At 57.9% G+C, this 22,876-nt stretch carries 10 protein-coding genes and 5 pseudogenes; 8 read left to right on the top strand and 7 right to left on the bottom strand.

Annotated elements, in window-relative coordinates; genetic code table 11:
- Positions 1 to 1,187: 1,187 nt before the first annotated feature.
- The 3 genes and pseudogenes from dctA to HCN58_RS18625 form a co-directional block, all read right to left on the bottom strand.
- Positions 1,188 to 2,510, bottom strand: a complete 1,323-nt coding sequence (gene dctA / locus HCN58_RS18640) for a C4-dicarboxylate transporter DctA (protein ID WP_171580821.1) — start codon at positions 2,508 to 2,510, stop codon at positions 1,188 to 1,190.
- Positions 2,511 to 2,864: 354 nt separating this feature from the next.
- A pseudogene (locus HCN58_RS18635) lies at positions 2,865 to 3,066 on the bottom strand (beta-ketoacyl synthase N-terminal-like domain-containing protein); the annotation flags it as partial.
- Between the two features lie 181 nt (positions 3,067 to 3,247).
- Positions 3,248 to 3,427 (bottom strand): hypothetical protein, encoded by a 180-nt coding sequence (locus tag HCN58_RS18625; RefSeq protein WP_171580412.1) that lies wholly within the window; start codon positions 3,425 to 3,427, stop codon positions 3,248 to 3,250.
- Between the two features lie 211 nt (positions 3,428 to 3,638).
- Between HCN58_RS18625 and HCN58_RS37125 the strand changes: the two are divergent.
- Positions 3,639 to 3,784: pseudogene (locus HCN58_RS37125) on the top strand (DUF736 family protein); the annotation flags it as partial.
- A 136-nt stretch (positions 3,785 to 3,920) separates the two neighbouring features.
- Here HCN58_RS37125 and HCN58_RS18620 read toward each other — a convergent pair.
- Positions 3,921 to 4,221: pseudogene (locus HCN58_RS18620) on the bottom strand (DUF736 domain-containing protein); the annotation flags it as partial.
- A 917-nt stretch (positions 4,222 to 5,138) separates the two neighbouring features.
- Between HCN58_RS18620 and HCN58_RS18615 the strand changes: the two are divergent.
- The 5 genes from HCN58_RS18615 (at position 5,139) to HCN58_RS18595 (ending at position 10,594) form a co-directional block, all read left to right on the top strand.
- On the top strand, positions 5,139 to 5,783 hold the full coding sequence (locus HCN58_RS18615) for an anthranilate synthase component II (RefSeq protein ID WP_171580819.1): 645 nt from the start codon (positions 5,139 to 5,141) through the stop codon (positions 5,781 to 5,783).
- Complete coding sequence (pabB, locus tag HCN58_RS18610) at positions 5,783 to 7,801, top strand: aminodeoxychorismate synthase component I (protein ID WP_171580818.1); 2,019 nt, start codon at positions 5,783 to 5,785, stop codon at positions 7,799 to 7,801. The genes HCN58_RS18615 and pabB overlap by 1 nt, the downstream gene beginning before the upstream one ends.
- Before the next feature lie 204 nt (positions 7,802 to 8,005).
- Positions 8,006 to 8,779, top strand: a complete 774-nt coding sequence (locus HCN58_RS18605; protein ID WP_171580817.1) for a chorismate mutase — start codon at positions 8,006 to 8,008, stop codon at positions 8,777 to 8,779.
- A complete protein-coding gene (locus HCN58_RS18600; protein WP_171580816.1) occupies positions 8,779 to 9,357 on the top strand; it encodes a hypothetical protein in 579 nt (192 codons plus the stop codon). Before HCN58_RS18605 ends, HCN58_RS18600 begins: the two co-directional genes overlap by 1 nt.
- Before the next feature lie 31 nt (positions 9,358 to 9,388).
- Complete coding sequence (locus HCN58_RS18595; RefSeq protein ID WP_171580815.1) at positions 9,389 to 10,594, top strand: MFS transporter; 1,206 nt, start codon at positions 9,389 to 9,391, stop codon at positions 10,592 to 10,594.
- A gap of 162 nt (positions 10,595 to 10,756) precedes the next feature.
- Here HCN58_RS18595 and HCN58_RS18590 read toward each other — a convergent pair.
- The 3 genes and pseudogenes from HCN58_RS18590 to HCN58_RS18580 all read right to left on the bottom strand — a co-directional run.
- Positions 10,757 to 11,392: pseudogene (locus HCN58_RS18590) on the bottom strand (J domain-containing protein).
- Between the two features lie 295 nt (positions 11,393 to 11,687).
- Positions 11,688 to 12,023, bottom strand: coding sequence for an adenosylmethionine decarboxylase (gene speD, locus HCN58_RS18585; RefSeq protein WP_235983731.1), 336 nt, complete (start codon positions 12,021 to 12,023; stop codon positions 11,688 to 11,690).
- Between the two features lie 106 nt (positions 12,024 to 12,129).
- Positions 12,130 to 12,689, bottom strand: a pseudogene (locus tag HCN58_RS18580) (transposase); the annotation flags it as partial.
- Positions 12,690 to 14,549: 1,860 nt separating this feature from the next.
- On the opposite strand from HCN58_RS18580, the gene HCN58_RS18570 reads away from it, so the two are divergent.
- Both HCN58_RS18570 and HCN58_RS18565 read left to right on the top strand, forming a co-directional pair.
- A complete protein-coding gene (locus HCN58_RS18570; protein WP_171580814.1) occupies positions 14,550 to 21,017 on the top strand; it encodes a non-ribosomal peptide synthetase in 6,468 nt (2,155 codons plus the stop codon).
- Entirely contained in the window at positions 21,010 to 22,410 is a 1,401-nt protein-coding gene (locus HCN58_RS18565; protein ID WP_171580813.1) for an MATE family efflux transporter, read from the top strand. The genes HCN58_RS18570 and HCN58_RS18565 overlap by 8 nt, the downstream gene beginning before the upstream one ends.
- Positions 22,411 to 22,876 lie beyond the last annotated feature (466 nt).

Raw genomic sequence — 22,876 nt, 5'->3', positions numbered from 1 at the left:
TCACGACAGCGGCACTTATGTGAAATTGAAGAGGCGGATTCTGCCTGTATGGCTACCGAGATTGTTTTTGATTAAGATGTCGCCGGGACGAAGCGTCGAAGGAGGGCTTTCTCGACGTAGAGGCGGAAACTCGCCATCGTTCGGGCCCTCGAGAAAACATGGCGCCTCGATCCGGTCGTGCAATGCGGCCAGGAGGGTTATGGTGTTCCGGCGGCCGTGCGGAATCTTGCTGGGGCTCCTCTGGCCAGGCGCGCCCACGCCCGCAAGGCCGCCATATCGGTCCTGGTCTAGATCTCGTCGCTGAAGGCCAAGCGCTCAGGTTCGAAGGAGATCTTCATATTTGATCCACTGAGCTCGCCGTCTGGCGAGGTCCGGACAATCGCGTTCGCAAGCCACCACCTTTTTTGAAGCTGAGCTTCTCGGCTGGACGAACTCCCACTGAACGGTAATCAGCCTTCCCGCCATCAGCGAGCTCGGCGAGCCAAGCCGCGCAACGTGAAATCCCCTTGATCGGTAATAAAATCCAGACTCGGTGTCCGCCGGAAATCGCCTTCGGCCCTGGCCTACCATCCTGCCGGGCGCCAAGCTGCCGGTCTCCGACGCCATCGCACCATCCAACGGCCGTGCTGAAGGCAACACCGAACTGTCTAGCCGCCGCATTTGCAGGACAATCCGCCGGGAACAACCTACAACGACCCGCTTCCGAATATCCTCAGAGTAGGCTTGCCCATCCATGCTGGCCTTCACGCCGAGCCCTCATGGTAAAATCAGAGGTCTCCTGATTTAGGGACCCAAATCGATTTAAGCTAGCCTCATTACGCTTTATTCCGTCCGCGGCTTTGCTCCACGGCTTCTTCAGGCGCCCGTGCGATGGCCTCTGCACTTCGCTAACGCTTCGCCGTCGCGAGGTTGGATAGAGGGCTTCCACTTTCAAGCTGTCGTTCATACTCCGCACTGATGAGAAGCGCCTGAGAAACCGAGGGCCTCTTCCCCTCGTCTCACGGGCAGCCTTTTTAGATCTTATTCCGGGCCGAAAGCGAGCGAATCGGCAATCCAGAGGTCGCGGCGAGAGATTTCCGGATTCCCAATCCAAGTCGGCTGCTGCTGACTTGCACTACTAAGAATCGTGAATTCTGGTGCATCCGAGTTCGACGTGCCCTGGAATGACGGAGTAGAAATGCAGCCGCCTACCCCGTCGTGCTTGAGGTGTCGACGTCGGTGGGATCCATTTTCTGGTTAAGCCGCGCATGCAGCGTGGCCTGGTCGAGTTCGCCTTCCCACCAGGACACGAACACTGCGGCAATACCGTTGCCGGTGATATTTGTAAGGGCGCGCACCTCGCTCATGAATTTGTCGATCGAGAACACGATTGCCATGCCCGGCACCAGCGCCGGATTAACCACTGAAAGTGTCGCCGCGAGCGTGATGAAGCCGGCGCCGGTGATACCGCTTGCGCCTTTCGAGGTCAGCATCGCCACGACCAGAATGGTCAGCTGCTGGCCGAAGCTGAGATTGACCCCGAGCGCCTGAGCGATAAACAGGGTTGCCAAGGTCATGTAGATGTTGGTGCCATCGAGGTTGAAGGAGTAGCCGGTTGGCACCACGAGACCTACCACGGGCTTGGAGCAGCCCAGCCGCTCGAGCTTCTTAAGCAACTGCGGCAGCGCGCTTTCAGAGGACGAGGTGCCGAGCACAAGCAAGAGCTCGTCTTTAATATAAGCGATAAACTTGAAGATCGAAAACCCAACGAAGCGCGCGATCACACCGAGCACGACCACCACGAACAGCGCGGCCGTAGCATAGAACAGCGCGATGAGACCGATCAGATTGCCGAGCGCCGACGGTCCGAACTTACCGACCGTAAAGGCCATGGCGCCGAACGCGCCGATCGGCGCTGCCTTCATGATAATGGCGATGACGCCGAACACCGCGTGCGCCGTGTCGTCAATCATGACGCGCAACTTCTCGCCGCGCTCCCCCAGGGCCATCAGCGAGAAGCCGAACAGGATTGCAAACAAGAGCACCTGCAGGATATCGCCGCGCGCCAGCGCGCCGACCACGCTGTCGGGAATGATATTGAGGATGAAATCGACGCTTTTCGAGGCTTCCGCCTGCTTCACGTAGTTGGCGACGGCCGCGGCATCGGGCTTGGCCGCAAGGCCGCGGCCGATCTGGAAAAGATTGCCCATGACCAGGCCGAGCACCAAGGCGAAGGTGGAGACGATCTCGAAATAGACCAGCGCCTTGAGGCCTACCCGGCCGACCTTTTTCGCATCCTGGATGTGCGCGATGCCCGAGACTACGGTGCAGAAGATGATCGGCGCGATCACCATCTTGATTAGCTTAATGAAGCCATCACCGAGCGCCTTGACCCAGTCGTTGGTCGCGAGCGACGGCCACAGCCAACCGACGACGACGCCAATCAGAATCGCGATCAGCACCTGCACGTAGAGGATTTTGTACCAAGTTCGCGACGCCCGCGCGGTCGCCGCAGTTGCGATGGTGGTCATGACGCTCCTTCCCATACGAACTCGAACACCGAGCCGTCGCGCGTTGAGAGGCGACGGCATCAGACGAGCCTTTCATGCCAGCCGTGTCCGATTGAAGACGGCAATGTCGGAAATCCGACAGCCTGCAGCGTGATTCCAAAGGCAGGCTGGCTGTTACGTGTGTTTTCTCTCGTTAAGCAAGACGCGCACCACGCGCGACTCCATGCGGCCGTTCAACCCGCCAGACGGTGAACCGACAGTCTCCTGGCTAGCTTGGCCGAATGCCAAAACCGTTCGTGCCACCGAAGGAAGAGACGTTGTTCAGCGCCACGCGCACCTTGCGCTGGCGCAGCACATTGGACATGGCGTCGAGATCGGCGGGCTGCTTGCGGTCGATGTCATGCTCCGATAGCGCCTTGAGGTCGGCGCCGATCCTGACCTTCAGCTCGTAAAGCTCGGAATTGACGATCGGGCCGATGGCGGAGCGGCCTTCGCGCATCTCTTTCCAGCTGGAGGCGGCGCAGGTGCCTAAGCCGCACAGCCCGCCCATTCCGGTAATGACGACGCGCCTCTCCATTCAGGCCTTCTTAGCGAGCAAGCCGTGGACAGCTTCAACCATGTCGCCGATATGCTCAAGAGTCGACCACGCATCATCCGTGTTCATCTCGATCTGCATGCAGTTGGACTGCTCCAGGTCGTAGATGAGGTCGTCAACTCCGGCGACTGGATGCCACGCAAGGTAAGTTCCGTCTCGATCGTTATCTCGCCGCCGCCCGCGGGTATTCCTTGGTTTTGGCGATGATTTCCATCGCAAGTTTGATCTGCCATCCTGTTGCTTCCATCAGGCGCCTCGACGCGAACGCGACGCCGTTCCTTAGCCGAGCCGCGTCGCCGATAGAAGCAGTCACGTAATCGGTTGGGTCAAGTGCTGTTGCCAATGCAACATTCCGCAACATTGGTAAAATTGATTTTTTGGATGGTAAGCATCCACGCTCCGTATCATTTCCTCGCGCAGGACAAGAAAGTCGCACCCTGGCCGCCCTCGATAGTGGCCGGCCCCTTCGGGTGCCAGTCGACCGCCTCCGGTCTGCCGCCAGCCATCGGGGCCGCGATGGGCGCGGCCCGGGAAAGTGAAAACAAGATACGATAATGGCGACCATCGGCACCTTCACCTCGAATGGCACCGGCTTTTCCGGCTCGATTCGTCCCCTCGCTCTAAAGCCAAGGCCAAGCTGGTCCGCGTCGAGAACCCCTCTGAAGGCCCGCACTTCCGCATCTTGGGAGCTAATGCCGATCGTGCGTAGCGTGGGATTATGCGGAGTCGTTGCCTGTTAGTCCCGGTTTTCGAGGTCTTTTGTCGCTGTTCCGCTCCGCATAACGGGCTGCCCTCCGCGGTGCCTCGCCTGTTGCGAGGCACCGCGGTGTCGGCCAGCGCGACCAGATCAGCGCAAAGTCGCCATCGTTGCCTTCGAGGAGGTTGGCGTAGATGGGCGCGGTGAAGGACGGATCGTCGAGCTTAACCGAGTAGTAGGTGCGGTTGTCCTTCGAGGTCCGGCGCCAAAGCGGTACCGATCTCGACCCCGGAGACGATCACGCGCAGGTGTGGCGCCTTGTCGCTGGTGGAGACGGGCTCGCTGGGGACGACGCGCGCCTTGGCGTCGATCGCAAGCGTCTTGATGGTGCCGGTGTAGGTGCCATCGTTGCTGCGGGTGAACGAGCCGATTTGGGACATGGTGGATCTCCTGTGCTGTGTTCAAGCAGGCGACCATCGCGGCCTTGTGGCGGTCTTGAGCCCCGGGGCGGCCGACCCGCACTGTCAGGCCGCCGCGCATGCGGAGGACGGCGTGCGGCGATCTTGTTGCTGCGCGAGGAGCGGCGCAGCCGCGGGCAAGAAGATCGCGGGCACGCTATTGCGGGGAACAGGCCGTCTCGCAGACCACATCTCGGGGTCCGCCCAGCAGGGCCCGTCAGTCGTAAGGCATCACGGCACGCCTGGAGAACCACCCGCTCCGTCGGGCTCGCATGGCATGATGACCTCCGGTCCTCTTCACAGCGTCAGGTCGGCACAGTGCGCATGTCGGCCATCGGCGACGCGATTGATGCGTCGCTGCAGTCAACTACCAACGCTAGTGATTGATCCAAATGAAAGACACGGCAATCATTGGTTAACGTTGGGCCGATCGAACACCACGTGGCGCGAGCATCACATGCAAAGACTTCGGCATGTAACATCAACCAAGGGTCCGCTCTCGCAAACGAACTTGGTGCGCCGATTCGCCGGTCGCAGAAATGCCGCGTGCGCAGGCTCGATCCAGCATATTTTTCTCTTGGAGGTAGATGAACTGTTCAGTGTGATCGCAGCCGCAGGCCCAAAGGCCTCGCGCATTGGCCTGTCAATCGTCCGCCCTCTGGGCTGCCGACAGCACCTCATGATTCCAACTTCGCCGACGTAAGCGAGCACATCGTGGACTCAATCGTGGCAGCTCTCGGGCAGATCAACTCGTGAGCCGCCCGAATGAGGCAGAGCTTGGCCAAAGAAGATTCAAAGAAGGCAGAGCATCCACATCAGTATTCTTTCACGCCGCCGCATTTCGGCGCAGCTTAGTCCTCTCATAGAATGGATTAGAACGTTCGCAGCAGGGAACGAAGATGGCAGCAAGCGAGACAAGCTTTAAGCAATCGGTGATCCTGATCGACAACTTCGATTCCTTTACGTTCAACATCGCCCAGATGGTTGGCGAGGTAAATGGTAAAGAAGCCATTGTCTTGGATAACACTGTGCCGTGGAGGGAAATTCGCAAAATCCCTCATGACCGCATTATTCTCTCGCCGGGACCAGGAAACCCCCAAACTTCAAAGGATGTCGGCTCGACGATGGATGTTCTGGCCGGCAGCGCCGTTCCGGTCTTGGGCGTGTGCCTGGGACATCAATGCATTGCTCATTTCCATGGCGCAGCCGTGTCCCGAGCACCGGAGCCGCTCCACGGCCGGATCCGCAGCATCACAAACTCCGGAACAGATCTTTTCAAGGGGCTGCCGCGTTCTTTCAATGTGACGAGATACCATTCTCTGACAGTGACAGGTGATCTTCCGCAATGCCTTGAATGCACGGCCATGAGCGAGGATGGCATCATCATGGGGCTGCGCCATCGGCAGCGGCCCCACTACGGCGTGCAGTTTCATCCAGAATCCATCTGCTCCCAATACGGACGAGAGATCTTTGTCAACTTCCTCTCCGATGCATGCGCCCCGTCGGCAACCCAAGCCTCGCTTGCGGGCCTGGAGGTGGCCTGATGACCGAGGACGTCTCGCACCTCCGCGACTTTCTTTTCGAGACGGTCACGTATGTGGCGAGAAGTTCAACGATCTCATGCAGGGTAAGCGCTGAGGACGTTTTCGTGCGCCTCTTCGGGGGTACGCAGCCTGCTTTCTGGCTGGACAGCAGTAGGCTCGTGTCCGGGCTGTCACGCTGGTCCTTCATGGGAGAGCTTGGCGGATCACGCAGCTATCTGGCGTCCTACGATGCTTCTCGGCAGGAAATCCGGATCGCGCGAGACGACCGAGGCTCTCCGACAACCGTCTCCCGATCGATTTTCGACCTTCTTGCCAATAACCATGCCGCTCACAAGCTGCGGGATCCAGGCGATGTGCCCGATATTCCCTTTAAAGGCGGCCACGTAGGCTATTTCGGCTACGAACTGAAGTCTCTGACCTGTGGCGTCAGTTCCCCACCCTCGAAATATCCGGATGCCTGCTTTATCTTCTGCACCAGATTCCTCGCCTTCGATCATGAGAATGACCGCATCCACATCGTTGCGCTTTACCCCGAAGCCGAGGCGGTATCCGAGGAGGCCGCCCTCTGGGTCAGCAAGACCCAGCGTGACATCGAGCGCATCGAACCGGCCCCCAGTGTCACACCATCGTCTCCCGCAAACAGCGCTCCGCTTCAGTTCAAGCTTCGTCAGAGGCGGGCCCGGTACTTGGAAAACATCGAACGATGCCTTTCTGAAATCCGTGCCGGCGAGACCTACGAGGTCTGTCTGACAAACGAGATTACCGTTGAGACAGGGATCGACCCGCTCGGTCTTTATCGGATCCTAAGACGGAGAAACCCGGCCCCATATTCCGCTTTCCTCAGGCTTGGAAATATCTGTGTTGCCAGCTCTTCCCCGGAGAGATTCCTGAGGATCCACAGCAACCTCATTGTCGAGACCAAACCGATCAAGGGAACCGCGGCTCGACATGCAATCCCAGAGGAAGATGAGCGGATTGCAGAAGAATTGCGCCTGGACGAAAAGAGCCGGGCGGAGAATCTCATGATCGTGGACCTGATGCGAAATGACCTCGGCCGCATCTGCCGCACCGGGAGCGTTCATGTGCCAAGCCTCATGCACATCGAAAGCTACAAAACCGTCCACCAGTTGGTAAGCATCATCCGTGGCGAACTGGCCTCGCCAGACGATATCATCCCCTGCATTTCTGTGTGCTTTCCGGGCGGATCGATCACGGGGGCGCCCAAGATCCGCACCTTAAAGATTATCGATGAGCTCGAACAAGCACCTAGGGGCGTCTACACGGGGGCGATCGGCTATTTGTCTCTCTGCGGGGAGGTGGACCTAAACATCGTCATCCGAACTATCGTCTGCCAGGGACGGCACCTGAGCATCGGTTGCGGCGGCGCCATCGTGGCGTTGTCCAACCCCAACGCGGAGTTCGACGAGATCCTCCTCAAGGCGCGCGAGCCGATCCGTGCAATTGCCGAGGCCGTAACAGGCGACCCGGATCATGCCCTGGTGATCCATGGCGCAGATAATGATGCGAGCGAGGAAATAGTACCCAATTCCGCACATCGTGTTCGCCTGGCGAGATTCCAGGATCGGGACACTATTGCTAAGTGTGTGCAGGCACTTCTCACCGAGCTCGGAGGACCGGGACCGCAATTCGAGCTACAGGCCGCGGTCGGCATTGCTGGGCAAATGGCCATGGATTCGCGCCTCGGCTTCGCCTTGATAATGGAGAATGTGCCGGCTGCCGAAGTGATCGGCATTGCCGTCGTCTCCCAGGTCTCCGCGGTCAGGGCTTCAGGCCATTATGGCGTCCTGCAGGAGCTCTGGGTCGATCCGCGCTATCGCTCCGCTCAACATGGGAGATGGCTTCTGGCGGCCGTGGACCGCGAGGCGCGAGCGCGGGGATGGCCCATGATCGAGGTGTCTCTTCCCCTGGCCGGCCGCCCCGGCGCCGAGAGGTTGGTCGCATTCTATGAAAGCATGGGCTTCACACCTGCGGGCCAAAGGCGAAGGAGGCTTCTGTGACTTGGCTAACCGTACACCTGACACCGGCCTCCTCCGGCCCTGCGGGCCTCATCGCCGATGCGACCGGCTCAATTAAGTCTTCAAGGGAAGTGGAGGACCGAATCAACGAGATCCGGACGGGATTGCAGAGCTCGCCCGGTGTTCAGTCTATCTCGCCCTCTGAAAACATCGCGGACAAGGTGATGACGATCCTGGGGAGTCTTCATGATCCAGGTTACCTTGAGGCGCTCCGGCTCGGGCCACATCCACGAGAGCCCGAAATTACCGAGCTTGCCAGTCGATATGCAGCGGCCGGTGTGCCGCAGAACACGTCCGTCGACGCCGGAACCAGCACTCGGCAGCCACAGGTATCTTGAATTTCTGACCGACCCGAGCCCGGCAGAATACATATCGGCGCTTCGCGGGCTTCTGGAATCCGACTGGGCTATCACGCTGGATGTTCTGGTTGTCAGCTTGGGCTACGATATCGTCGTTGGAGATCCGCATGGCGGCTGGACGCTTCCGCCAGACGTCTACCGAGAAATCGGCCTGGCATTGGCCACGATCGGCAAGCCGATCTGCATCGTACAGGAGGGCGGCTACCGACTGGGCGCGTTGTCGGCCTGCGCAGGGCATTTATCCGCGGGCCTGCGAATTGGAATGAAGGAAACAGGCAGGAGCCATACCATGAACGACACCTCAGCCCCCGATACTGGCCTTCTTCCGTTTCGAGACCTCATCAACGAGTTGGACAACCAACTGGTAGAGATCCTCAGCCAGAGACTCTCCATCTGCGCTGAGGTGGCGCGTTACAAGAAGAAGCGCGGGATCGCGATGATGCAACCCGATCGAGTTGCAGAGGTAAGGGCACGCTGCGCCGAGCTTGGGGCGGAACGCGGCCTGCGCAGGGAATTCACTGAAGATATTTACGATACTATCATAGAAGAGGCCTGCGAACTCGAAGCCAAGATCATAGACGAGGAGAGGATCGTCTCCTGATGGTCCGCATTTACACGCTTGGCCCGGCGAGAAGCTGTCACCATCATGCGGCCCTCAGATATCTCGACTTCCAACAGATCGAGCTGCGAGACATCATACTCGTTGACGAACTCGTCGCTGCGGCGGCGGAGGCCGCAGATCGCGGAGACAGCTATGTTCTCCAATGCAGCGCGCACCTGAATGTCCACCTCCTAACCGAGAAATTCCGCAATCGGCTGCAGGTCGTGGACACCTTCATACTGCCTACTCAAAGCATCGCGGTCGTCAAACGCAAGGATGTGAAGGAGCCTCGGACACTGGGACTCCCCGAGCCAACGGTAGGGTATATCGACCCAAAAGCATGGAATAAGCTGATTTTCGAAACAACAAAGCCGGTTGTAGAGAAAAAACTCCTTGAAGGCCTATATGATGCGGGGGTTGCTTACAGCAGATCGGCGCTCGAACATCCCGACGAGCTTGAGATCATACAGGAGATCGGCGAGGTGGTGACGACGTGGCTGCTATACGGCCCTCGTCCCCGCTATTCGGGCACGATTATCGCCAGCCCCTATCCTGAGTTGCATGACCTGCTGCCTTGAACACATCACAATAAGCTGGACCAGCACCGTCATGAGCTTATCCCCTCCCGATAAACGAACGAAACTGATCCTTGCCGCTCTGACCATCGCTGCGTTCGCGATTGGCCTAGATACGTTTGTCGTCATCGGGGCACTCGAAGTGATTTCTCGTGACCTCAAGATTTCAACCGGCGCGGCGGGCTGGATCATCTCGATCTACGCACTCTGCTACGCCGTTTTCGCACCGCTGAATGCCTGGATGTTCAAGGCCGTAAGCCGCCGCAATGTCCAGATCCTATCCGTTTCAATCTTCATCGTCGGCAACCTGATCTGCGCAATCGCTCCGAACTTTCTGACCCTCGCTGCAGCTCGCGTCATTTCGGCCTACGGCGCAGCGATGTTCACCCCGGCGGCCACCGCACTGGCGGCCGAGCTCCTGCCGCCCGCTCGCAAAGGGTTGGCATTGTCCCTCATCTTCGGTGGCATGACCGTTTCACAGGTTGCGGGTGTTCCGGCGACCAGCTGGATCGCGGATGCCATCGGCTGGCGTTTCGCCTTCGGTTTTGTCGTCGTTGCCGGGCTTCTCGCATTGCTGATTTTCGCCCCTATAATGTCCGGTGTCTCTGCCAAGGCGCCAGAGCGCGGAAACGGCCCGGCTTCGAAAGACTTCTCCAAGGTCGTCTACGGGATTCTTTCGGTTACGCTATTTGTGGTTGTCTCCGAGTTCATCGTTTACTCCTATGTGAGCGTCTTCATCACCGGTTCTCTGCTTACCGGAGTGCCGCTGCTCTCAGCCGCGCTCTTTGCGTACGGTTTTGGAGCTGTGACGGGAAACGCAGCGTGCGGCTTTCTAACCGATCGTTTCGGCCCCTACAAAGTCCTTATTGCGGCGGTCGGCGCACAACTAATCCTTCTCGTAGGTTTGGTTGCATTCGGGCACCATGGTGCCTTAACCGTGCTCATCGCTTTTCTTTGGGGCAACGTGAGCTATATGTATCTGGTTCCGATCCAGCACCGGCTTCTCGGTCTGGCCGGGGACAGGTCGAAGCTCGTTCTGGCAATGAACAGCTCGACCACCTTCGCAGGAATCGCCATCGGCGCTTTTCTCGGCGGCATTCTCGTCGAAATCAGCGGGGTCACATCCCTTGCTGTAGGGTCCATCCTGATTGGCTTCATCGGCGTCGGACTGGCTGTTGCCTTCATGCGCGATGTCGCACCTGCAGAAGCTGCGACTCCGGCATGCCTTAGGTTCGACTAGGGCACCCGACCCCATGAGCCAATAGGTAACATTGCTCAGCTTCGCCCCGACTACGACAACTTTCATTAATCTAAATCGGGGGAAAGGCCTGCTCCAGTTTTAGGGTTCGACCGATCTGCGGGATGCCCCGCAACGTCCAACGAGTGAGAGACGCGCGGGGCGCTACGCCTCGCGCACCACGGTCTTCAGATAGTTGTACGCCTTGATGATCTCGATCAGGCGGTCTTCGGTGGAGCGGTCGCCGCCATTGGCGTCGGGATGGTGCTGCTTCACCAGCGCCTTGTACTTGGCCTTGACGTCCTCGAGCGTGGCTTCGGCGGTGAGCCCCATCACCTGCAGCGCCTTGCGCTCGCGGGTCTCGCGCTTGCCCTGCGCGCCGGGGCCAGGCCGCCAGCCAGCGCGGCCGCTGAGTTCGGCAAACACGTTGAAGGGATCGGCGGCGCCGCCGAGGTCTTCCTCGACGTTGCCCTTGCCGCGCTTGGCGCTGGTGTTGGCGTCGCCCATCTTCCAGGTCGGGCGATGGCCGGTCAGCGCATCCTTCTAGCGCGCAACCGCTTCCGGATTCATGCCCTGGAAGAAATTGTAGGACCGGCTGTACTCACGGACATGGTCGAGACAGAAGTGCCAGTACTCGCGCGCGTTCTCGCGCCCCTTCCGCACGCGGTGCGAGCCCTTGTTCTGGCAGCCCGCCCATTCGCAGGGGGCGGCCTCCTGACCCGCCTGCGCCTTGCGCTTCGCACTCCCCTTGGTAGGCTTGATGCGAATGGAGTCGAAGAATTTTGATGAATCGATCGGCATGGCTGACTTTGACTACGCAATGCTAAACGCTTCAAGTCCTAACATTGCGAATACCTCTCCTTCGACTACGCCATTGACGGAAAGCGGATGCCAAATTATGTCCGCCGCCGCCATGAGCACCAAAGATGTTATCATAAACGAGTTGCGTGACGCTTTCACACCCGAAAGCCTCGCGGTGAAGCTTTCATGCTAGAGGTTAGCTCAAGATGTTTTTCGATTGCGGCAGTGAGCTCGATAGACCCACCCGGGGCGGTCGGAAACATGACCGGCTATTCCAGAAGATCGACCATCTGCTTCAACGCGTCGGCTCGATCGACACACCTCTCCGGAAGCTGCGGACGTCAGACTGTTCGGGCTGAAACGCCTCAACTAGAACTGGCACGGCGCTCGCAGGATCGCTGTTGCCACATACGAAAACATCAGCGGCCGCGTAGGACCTCTCAGGCCAAGTATGCAAGGTAATGTGCGATTCAGCCAACAAGGCGATTGCGGAGACGCCGTGACCCGGACAAAACTTATGAACGTGAAGGTGGAGTAATGTCGCCCTCGCCGCACTGATGGCTTTTCGGATGGCGTCTTCCGCAATGGCCGGATCGTCGAGGTTCTTCGCTCCCCATAGCTCGATGAGCATATGCGTCGCACCGGTGGACAGAGCCGGTGGGGCTTCCTTCTCGTTATCAATAGTCATTAAGAAATCTCCATTGAATTTCGGTCCAGCAAGCTGAGCTATTCTGGACTTAAGTGACGAGGTGATCAGGCGCTTGATTTGCCGGCGCTTGGATGCCCTCAGATGCCGTCGTTGAATTTGACAACTGCGACGACCTTCGGCGGCTGATTTATGCCGTTGAGCTGCCGCCAAGTCCTTGATGCGGCGATCACCAGCTAGAACACCATCGGCCTGGCGGTGGTTGGCGACAAGGAGCCCTTCGTCCACACCATCCTGTATCGCCCCGGGGCGAACACGCTCTCGATGAGATTGGTGGTGGAGCGCAAGTGATCCCAATGTTCGGCAAGAAAATCGTAGAAGGCCAGCAGTGCATCGCGATCCTTGACCAGGCATTCGATCGCCCGGCCGTACTTGGCCTAATACTTCTCGGCGAAGACGTCGATCGCCGCTTCGGCGGACGCTCGGTTCTCGCCCCATAGACCTCGCGCAAATCCTTCTTCATAGTGGTCTGCACAGAGAGTGGACCTTGTCCAGGACGTTCACAGTCTTGTGCATCCAGCATCGCTGGTGGCGTGTGCCGGGAAAGACCTCGTCGAGCGCCTTGTAGAAGTCGAGCGCGCCGTCGCCGACATTGGCCAAACTCGTTGTTATTGATGACGTCGCCTTGATTGTTTTGCCAAGCCACGCCTCGCTTGAGGTAGGCCAGCGTGTGGCCCTGCGCGCCAAAAGCGTAACCGAGGCGACCGGCCCCGGGGACAAGACGTTTGGACTTGCCTTGCAGTTTGCGCTCAGCACTATGCCGGAGGCCGCGAGGCAGGTATTTGTGCCGTTGGAGATAGCACCGCTGGGATCGAGTTTTACGCCAAACACCCAGCTATTCTTCTGCCGGTTGTAGCCGATCTGGCCGCCTGCCAGGAACACAGCAGTATCGAGGACGCCGCCGTAGACCGACGGACCGTAGGGATTACTGAAGGATCTTTGGCCGAAACCAATGCCGACGTGCCCGCCAATATGTCCTCCGGACCAGCTCAACAGGGCCGGTGGCAGTTGTACTGCTGGCTCAAGGTGCGCCGAATTGGCTGCACCGCTTGCGACCAGCGCAATCGTTGTCGCTCCCCAAAAACGAACTCCAGATCGCATCAAACACTCCGCGGCGCTTTCCCGATCCACAACCGAGTGCTTCAAGGTGGCATCAGTGATGGCACCGCGACTGAAGCAAGCACCGTGCCGCTTGGAAATTGAGGGGGCTACAGTTACTTCGTACCGGGTGCATGCGTCAGGTTGTGGACAATGGTCTTGAAGCTGACAATCGCGCTGTAGCGTCCGACAGTATGCTGCGCCGCGAAACCGCCTTCCTCGCTGCAGCAGTAGAAGGAGATTCTTATTCGCCTGGGCAGGCTTTCGATCTCACCTATCGAGGCTCAGAAACGGTGAGAGCCAATGGATATTACCGACGAGCGGAGCCGGCCTGGACGCTGGACCCGTCTACCCGCACAGGGAGCGCACCCGGCTACGCCGCGCGTTATCGAAGTTCGGCTGGTTGGGAAGAATCATCACGAGCGATCAATCACGCAACGCGGCACGCGTAGGAAAGGCTCATCATCGGTGTCTTCCAGCTTACCACGAATACCCGCGTGATAATAACAGGCCGGCTCCGGCTTCGCCGTAGTGCTGAGTGGCTTTGCCGCAACACTATTCTTATCGGTTCTGCTCTAGGAAAAGGAGTTGCCGAGCATGCGTCTTGTGGAGACTAAGCGAAGGCGCCATCCGCAATTCAATTCCGGTTCGCAATGCCGTATCGGTACGCCCCTTCGGGTAGACTGGACGTCGCCTGCCGTTCACAGCACCGTCTCTGAGCACGTTCTCGTGTGCACCAAGGTGGACGACCGCGAACATCAGCAGACCAAGGACCTCGCGGTGGATGGTTCTGCACGCCCACGACTCGGCACGCCGCCCCTAGCTATCTCGTTATGGCCAAGAGCGTCAAAACGCTTGGGCGCGCAACGACTGCCCTTCAGCGTCTATGCGAACAACGCCGGCCTCGTGGAAAACGGTAACATGCCTCTGTGTTGGTTCTTGCACAATCGACGTTACCGCTTGGTCGCCGCGGGCGACCTGTAGCGCGGCGAGCCAAGTCCCCGCTTTCATGAGGAGCGCACCAAATCATTGTGCAGGCGCCTACAAATGAAAGAACTCACAAGCCGGAGCGAGTCTCTGGGCGCGCTTGGTTGCGGATGCCATGCAGACTACCCGCGTGGCTACTACAAGATCTGGTAGATGCCAACGCCGACTTGAGGCCCTAGCGTCCGGCCCTGTTCCCCTGCCGATCATCGCGGAAACGGTGTGAACGAAGGACGAGAAGCTAAGAAACGGACAAAACGGCACAGTATGACTGGCAGAACCAGGGTGGCTACGCATTGCACACGCTCGATCAGGATCCTTGGTGTTCTGATTTAAGGGTCGCAGAAGGCGACGAATGGCGAGACGCGTATGCCTACGGAAAATCGATCAAGCAAAAATCAGCTTGTGGAACTGCAACCGATCGACCCGATCACGGCGATCGATCGCCTTGCAAGATCGGATCCGGAGAGGGTTGCGCTGAGGTACGGCGCAGACGAACTCACCTACAAAGCGCTGCGATTAAGATCGGATGCCCTCGCAAGGACGTTACGAGCGCGGGGCGCTAACGGCATCGTCGTTGGCTATTGGGGTGAGCGGGACCTCGACTGGGCGACGGCGGTAGTTGCAATTTTGAGGGCTGGAGCAACGTACCTGCCGCTCGATCCATCGTTACCGGCTTCGCGTACATCATTCATGATCGAGCAGAGTCGCTGCGCTCTGATTATAGGCCCAGACCAGCCAGATTCGCTCAGCAAATTGCAGGCGAGCAGCAAAGGCACGACGCAATTCATAGCGATAGAGGCGGCGCTGCGCGAGGGCCAGACTTCGCCTGTTGTACCACCATCGTGCGACGATGGACTCGCCTACATTCTGTTTACGTCGGGTTCGACGGGCAAGCCTAAAGGCGCAATGATCGAGCGCGCAGCCCTAAACAATCATTTGGTGGCAAAGATTGATGCCCTAACCCTCAGTCGGACGGATTGCATCGCGCAGACGGCATCGCACTGCTTTGACATCTCGCTGTGGCAGCTTCTGGCAGGGCTTTGCGTCGGAGCCTCGATCGCGATCATTGATGATGCGACACTGAAATCGCCAGTATCCCTTCTCAAAGCAATTCAAGGATACGGCGTGACGGTTGTTCAATTCGTTCCGTCGATGCTTGCAATATTTGTTGAATATCTGCAGTCGCTTGCGGCGGCTGAGCGAGCTCTGGACAGTTTGCGGATTATTTCAACGGTCGGAGAACCTCTAACACCCGGACTGGCGCGTGCGTGGCTGGCCTTATATCCCCGGGTCCCCATTCTCAACCACTACGGGCCGACCGAGTGCGCGGACGGCGTTACGCATCATCTGGTTTCCGTAGCGCCTGCGCTGGCTGACCCTTATGTGCCGATCGGCAAACAGATTTCTAACGTTGTGGTTTATGTCGCCGACGGACCGAGGCTGTGCAACACGGGAGAGGTCGGCGAAATCTGTGTTAGCGGCGTTGGTGTCGCCGCTGGTTACGTCAATGATGATGTTCGCACCAAGGATGCCTTTGGGCCAAACCCGTTCTCAAACAACCCGTCGTTCCAGCGCCTATACAGGACAGGTGATCTCGGGCGCGTTCGTTCCGATGGCCTTTTGGAATGTCTTGGTCGACGGGACCGTCAGGTCAAAATCCGTGGGCACAGAATTGAGCTGGGAGAAATCGAGGCCCGCCTCGCCGCTCATCATTTGGTACGTGGCGCCGTCGCGGTTGCCTCTGTCTGCGCAGGCGTAAAGCTTATGGCGAGAGATATAACCAGGGCCGAGGGGGAAACTGGATCAAGACGACTCATCGCGTATGTGTCAGCTCCGGCTGAAGTAACGGAAGGCGAGCTTCAGAACTTTCTTGCCGAAGCGCTTCCCACTTACATGCTCCCAGAAAGGATCATCCACGTCGGCAGTATTCCACTGACCAGAAACGGAAAGGTCGATTTTGCCGCATTGCCGGACCCGACCAGTATTCGTCCTCTATTGGCGACGCCATTCGAGGAGCCGAAAACAGAGCTCGAAGCCCAGCTGTGTCAAATTTGGTGCGGCGTTCTGCGTGTTGAGAACATTGGCGTGAATGACCAGTTCATGAGCCTCGGCGGAGACTCGCTCCGGGCAATGCTCATATTGGGCCAGTTGCAGACCAAGCTCGGAGTGAGAACGGATTTCAGGCTGGTCCTGAGTGGAACGATCCGATCTCTTGCGGCTTCGATCTCGGCCCGAGTCGACTCCAAACCGTGCACAGCCCCGACGCACGGAAAGCTCATGCGATCGCCTCTGACGCGAGTTCAGGAGCACCTTTGGTTTCTCTCGCAGCTCGATCCGTCTGCCAGGAACTACATCATTCAAGGCGGCCTGCGGGTAAGGGGCATGATCGATCTGGCGGCGTTCAATCGCGCCTGGACCGATGTCGTTCACTCCCATCAGGCACTTTCGGCACGCTTTATCGACGAGGACGGTCCGGTTCAGCTTTTTGATGCTCCCCAATACGGAAGCCTTGAATTGACTGATGCATCTCATCTCACGGCGCAGGAAGCTGAGAAGCTGATCGCAGAGTTGCGGCAAACAGAGCTGAACGGCAGCTTTGATCTCAGCCAAGGCCATCTGTTTCGCGCGCGCATGATCCGTTTTGGTCCCGACAACCATCTCATATTGATCACTGCTCACGAAATTATCATCGATGCCTGGTCGATCTCTGTTCTGCTTAGGGACCTTCGACAAAGGTACGTTGATGCCGCGGCGTTTTTGCCAGAGAACCGCGCCTCACTCTCGACCTACGCGGCCTGGGAAACACAACACGTTACTGCAGAGGCGCTGGCCAACCAACGTAGCTATTGGCGTCGTCAAATTGGTGATGATCCGCCGGTGCTTTCGATTGGAACGGGACGAGCGCGGCCGCAGACAACTTCTTACCGCGGCGCTTCGCATCCGGTTCTGCTTGGCAGCAAGCTCTCCAATCAGGTACGTGAGTTTGCGCGCCGACATAGCTGCACCACTTCGACAACACTCCTCGCATACTTCAAGCTGCTGCTGCGGACGTATAGCGGTCAGGACGATATTATCGTTGGCATACCGCACGTGGTACGCGATCAACCTGGCAGCGCCGAAATCGTTGGCTTTTTCCTGAATATGCTGCCAATCCGCGCCGCGATTGATGTCGGCGAGTCCTTTGCGGTTCATGCCTTGCGCGTCCAGGGCCTGGTCAGCGATGCCATCGCAAATTCGGCGTATCCGTTCGGCTGGATGGCAAGGGATACTCGATTGTATCGCGAAGCGGGACGATCACCGATCTTCCAGGTCATGTTCAACATGTACTCCGAGGCCGCGGAACCATTTGGCCAACATGAGTTCGATCTCACATTCCGCGAATATGAGACTGGCTATGTAAAATTCGATCTGACCTTGTATGCACAAGATCAGGGCGATGAAATTGCCCTCCAGCTCGCGTATGCAGAAGACATATTTTCCAGCGATCTGATCGTCCGCATGGCCGACAATCTGCGCTGTCTAATTGCAGCCTGCGTTGAGAAGCCGCTTGCGCCCATTAAAGATCTGAGCTGCCTCAGCGCGTCAGACGTCACTATGCTGGACTCGCTGAATAGCTCGGCGCAGCCATATGAGGCCGAATGTCCGCTTATCGAAGCGTTCGAGCAAATCAGCGTCTCAAATCCCAGCCAGGTGGCATATTTTGGTGATTTCGGTGAGATCACATTCGGCCAGCTGCGTGAGCGCGTAACAGCTATCTGGTCGGTACTGCGGGCTTCTGACGTGGGGGCTGGGGATATGGTCGCCATGCTGGTCGACCGGTCGCCTGACGTGGCCGCTGTTATTCTTGCGGCCCGAGCGTTGCAGTCCATTGTTGTCCCTATTTCGCCGGATTATCCGCGTGATCGGATCGAACATATCTTGCGAGATAGTCAGGCAAAGCTTTTGGTTCACGCAAATACCTCTGATCCTGGTTTTGACGTGCCGTCGATTTGTCTGTTGAACCTTGAAGGGTGCGGCGTGCCCGCGCACGAGTTCGAGTGCAGCGACAGACCATCAGATCAGGGAATTGCGAGCCTCATGTATACCTCGTCCTCAACCGGGAAGGCGAAGGGGGTTCTTATACCGGAATCGGCAATTCTCAATCGACTGAACTGGATGTGGCGACGCTTTCCTTTCGACAGTACCGACGTGATGGTTGTCCAGAAGTCCGCATCACTTGTTGCGTCGGCATGGGAGTACTTTGGGGGGCTTCTGAGAGGTGTACCCACGCTGATCTTGACCCAAGAGCAGTTGCTGGATCCAGATCTGTTGTTGTGCACGTTGGCGAGACGTCGCGTGACACACTTATTTGCCTCGCCGCCACTCCTGTCCGGCCTCATTGCTTCCCAAGAACGGCATGCGCGACCAACCGCCTTGCGGTTGGTCGCAAGCAGCGCCGAACCGATGCCTTCCTCGCTCCCGGTTCGCTGGCGTGCATATTTCCCGGACGTGCCGTTGTGGAACTTCTATGGTGCTACGGAATGTGCATCCAATGCAGCAGTCTACGAAACATCGGGTGCCTACGAGGGCTCGTCGCTCGTCCCTGTTGGGGGCCCAATCGATAACGTTAAACTCTACGTGCTCGATGCACAGTTGAAGAGAGTCCCTGTCGGTGCCGCCGGTGAACTCTGCATCGCGGGACGCTGCGTGAGCGCTGGGTACTGGCGGGATCAAGATCGGACCAATCGCTGTTTCGTGCCGAATCCGTATGATGACGGACAATACAGCGTTCTTTATCGTAGTGGCGATATCGCACGCATCTCAACCAGCGGCCTTCTCGAGATTTGCGGCCGATCGGACAACCAGGTCAAAGTACGGGGCTTTCGCATCGAGCTGGAGGAGATCGAAACGGCCCTTGAGTCTCATCCGGCAATCGCAAAAGCCGCGGTCGTCGCAGAAGACGCGGATGACCATCGTCGCTTGGCTGCTACCTTGGTTCCGGCTCGCGATGGTCTAAGCTCTGGAGATATTGTCACTTACCTGCGCCGCACATTGCCGTCCTACATGATTCCCGCCGCCTTCCGTTTGGTTGATACTATCCCCCTTACGGCGAGCGGAAAGATAGATCGTGCTCGCCTGTCGTCCGTTCCTTACCGCGAGATCGGGCCTGTTCCATCTGCTGAGCCCCGCACCAGGAAGGAGCGTATTCTTGCTGGAATCTGGCAAGATCTATTACGCGCCAAGTGGGTCGGAATCGATCAGAGCTTCTTTGATATCGGCGGAGACTCTCTTCTGGGCGTGCGCTGCGTCACGCTGGCGCGCAAAGCCGGACTGAATCTTACTGTCGACCAAATCTATCGAACACCGACCATCAGGGAATTGGCGGCAGACGGAGCGGCGGTTACACTCCATACCTTCCCTTTCGCAGATGCCTCATTGCCGGTTATCCCCGCAATCTCATCTTGGAACCGTCTTGTCGGCTTCGATGAGCATTTCAACATCGGCGATCTGTTCTTCTTGCCCGGCGGCGTCCTGAATATCCGAATTCTGGAGCGCGCCCTTGCCCATGTCATGGATAGGCACGAAGGCCTCAGGCTCCGTATTGCCCGAACCGGCGATGGTCTACGCCTGACAATCGGACCTTCCGCGGCCGAACGCCTCGTGGAGGAGATCGATCTTGTTGGAATGACCGGCCTACAGCAGCGTAAGACAGTCGAGAGCGTCTCAGCAAGACGTCAACATATGTTTCGGTTTGACGGCCAGACGCCTCTTGTTAACGTCACCGTGTTCCGCACATCGGAAAGCGGCGATTACTATCTGCTGGTCCTGATGCATCATTTTGTAGCGGACGGGATAGGCTATCGACTGTTTTTGGAAGCATTGGATGCGGCGTACGACGCCCTTGCCTCAGGCCACGCCGTGAGTGGTCCTGAGAACATACAAATGCTCTCTCCATGGTTGAAGCGCCTTGAGCGCTACGCCAACTGCGAAGCGCCAGCCGAACTCAAATTCTGGGAGAGCATTGACTATCCTCAGCTCAATTTTCATGTCAGCAGCACTCCATCGGGCGGCACGAGCTTTTCGAAAGTCACCGCGAAAGAGCTTCACTATGCACGCCTTGAAGGTCGCGTGGATGAAGCAAATTGCCGACCGCTTTGGGAAGGTCAGGCCAAATACGATCTCGAGATTGACAAAGAAGCGACAGCTGATCTGCTCAATATCACAGCCAGATTGGCGCATTGTCAGGACGTTGATGTGTTTCTTGCCGCCATATCTGGCGCCTTTGGACGCGTTTTCGGCAATTATTCGCTCTGGATTGATAGCCTTACCTCAACTCGAGGTCGGCTGTTTGACGATCTCGATCCATCTCAGATCATCGGCCATATCAGCGAGCTCGTTCCGCTTCCCTTGAGTCTCAACGGAACGGAGCCCCGTCGCGATCGTGCTCGTTCAATATACCGCCAGCGCAATGCCCTGCCGCGCAGGGGAATAGGATTTCGGGCCATGAAGTTCCTAAACCGAGATCCGGCCGTGCGAAGCCGGATCGATCGCCTGCCCCTCCCCAGAATTGGATTGAATTATCGAGCTGGTTTGCAGCGCCATTTTCCACGCCGTCTCTTAGGCAAGGAACCTTCTCCACTTTGGATCGGCGAAGACATGGATGAAGCGGCCGCGATTCACCTCTTCTGGTTCGATGTCGGATATCAAGCCGGCCATCTCCAGATCGAAACGAGGTATAATCCAACCGAGGTCGGTTATGAGGTGACCCGCAATCTTTGCACGGCGTTGCAACAGGAGCTGTTGCAGACGATCAACGCATTCGGAAGAGCTCGCGACACTTTCATCCATGAATGAGTCGGATGCTGAATTCGCCGTCGAGAGCGATAGCGATGTCTTGCCAAATAAACGGCAGCACATCGATCTCTCGGACTCCAATCTCGTGCGCCTTATCCTGCGGCTCGCCATTCCGTCTGTTGTTGGCTTATCGATCAACGCGTTACAGGAGGTCGTCAACGCGATCTTTGTTGGCGCACTCGGCGCGCAGGCGATCGCAGCTGTCAGCATGACCTTGCCGATCGTGTTCCTGCTCGCGGCAGTCGGACAGGGGATCGGGGTTGGAACAGCGTCGTTCGTATCTCGTCATCTTGGCGCCGGCGAGTATCTGGAGGCGAGTCGAGGCGCGAGTACTGCACTCGCGCTCGCCGCTCCGATCGGTATCTTTCTTACCGTCGCTCTTCTTCTAAATCTGCGAGGGATCTTCGTAACGCTCGGGGCCACTCCAACCATCATGCCCGTGGCGCTCGACTACGCGGCGACGCTTTTGTTCGGGTACACCCTGATGCTTCTAAACATCGTCAACGGCTTCATCGTCAGAGCCGAAGGCAATACACGATTCAGCATGTGGACGATGATTACCTCCTTCATACTCAATGCTGTGCTTGATCCCATCTTCATATTCCTACTGGACCTCGGTGTGCGAGGCGCAGCCCTCGCAACGCTGGTATCTCAGATCGCTGCTATTAGCCTCTATATCGCGTATTTTATGAAGCTTCGCGGAATAGTCCTCATTAGGATATCTCACATCTCGTTGCGAGCCGATCGCATCAGACAGCTAGCTTTCATAGGGGCGCCGGCGACCCTGACCAGTGTTCTATCTGCTGTTGCTGTTATGCTTTTGTACGGGGCTGCTGCGCCGTTCGGCGACAATTCCATCGCGGCGGTGGGAATAGCTGTACGAATCTTGACGATCGGCGCACTGCTTATCACCGGCTTCTGTATAGGGTCTCAAGCTGTCCTGGGGTTCGGTTGGGGCGCGCGCGACTTTGCTCGGGTATTAAAGGCTGCGAAGTTCATACTCTCCATGACTGTGGCTCTTTCCGTTGCGTATTCTGCGGCCGTTGTGAGTTTTGCCCGGCCCTTGGTCAGCCTGTTCAGCGATAGCGAAAAGGTCACCGAAATAGCCGTCTCGGCCTGCGTGGTCTTCCATCTCTTTTTTGGACTTTTCGGTATTCAGAGTTTCGTGACGACAATGCTTCAATCGTTCGGGAGAGCACGCCTCAGTGCGCTTGTGTCCTTGGCGAGGCAGGGCTTTCTCTTCATACCGGCCGTACTGTTATTCCCGCTCATATGGGGCTTCAACGGACTGTTGGCCAGTCAGGCAATCGCTGAACTGGGCGCCGGAATGATCGCGCTGTTCGTCATCTTCCACCAGTTCGTTGAGCTCAAACGAGCGCTCCGGGATACTTAGTCTCGAAGGCGGTTCTGGTGAATACCTCGTCAAAATGCTTCTTATCGAGCTCCCGGAGACGGGCCATTTGGCATAGTCGAAGACATTGCTGTCAAAGGCCCAGAGCTCGTCTGCAAGCCGTTGCGGCGGCGGCGCATCGAGATGAGCGGCCGCTGCGTTTGATCAGACGGTATCGCCGCAAATTGGAGATTACAACGGCTTGCAGCACCAAAATCCTATGGAATAGGCATCGGCGAAGGTCCTACCGGCCTGCCACATCGGCCCGGCCGGCTCCGCGAGCGGGATCAAGCTCAAGGATCGATTTCCCTTAGTGGCAGCGAGCCGTCGGATGCTGCACCCGTTTCCCAAACGGGCAGCGAACCGCTCCTGGTCGGCGGCATCGTGGTGGCATTGGTTGCGAAAGAAAGTTGACCTTGTGCTCGAGTAGCACCCTTCGCAGCAATCGTCGGGTCCGGGCAAATGCGTG

Source organism: Bradyrhizobium australiense, assembly GCF_013114825.1.
Classification (GTDB): Bacteria; Pseudomonadota; Alphaproteobacteria; order Rhizobiales; family Xanthobacteraceae; genus Bradyrhizobium; species Bradyrhizobium australiense.
The sequence above is the reverse complement of the archived record's forward strand: the minus strand, read 5'-3'. Positions and strand labels throughout refer to the sequence as shown.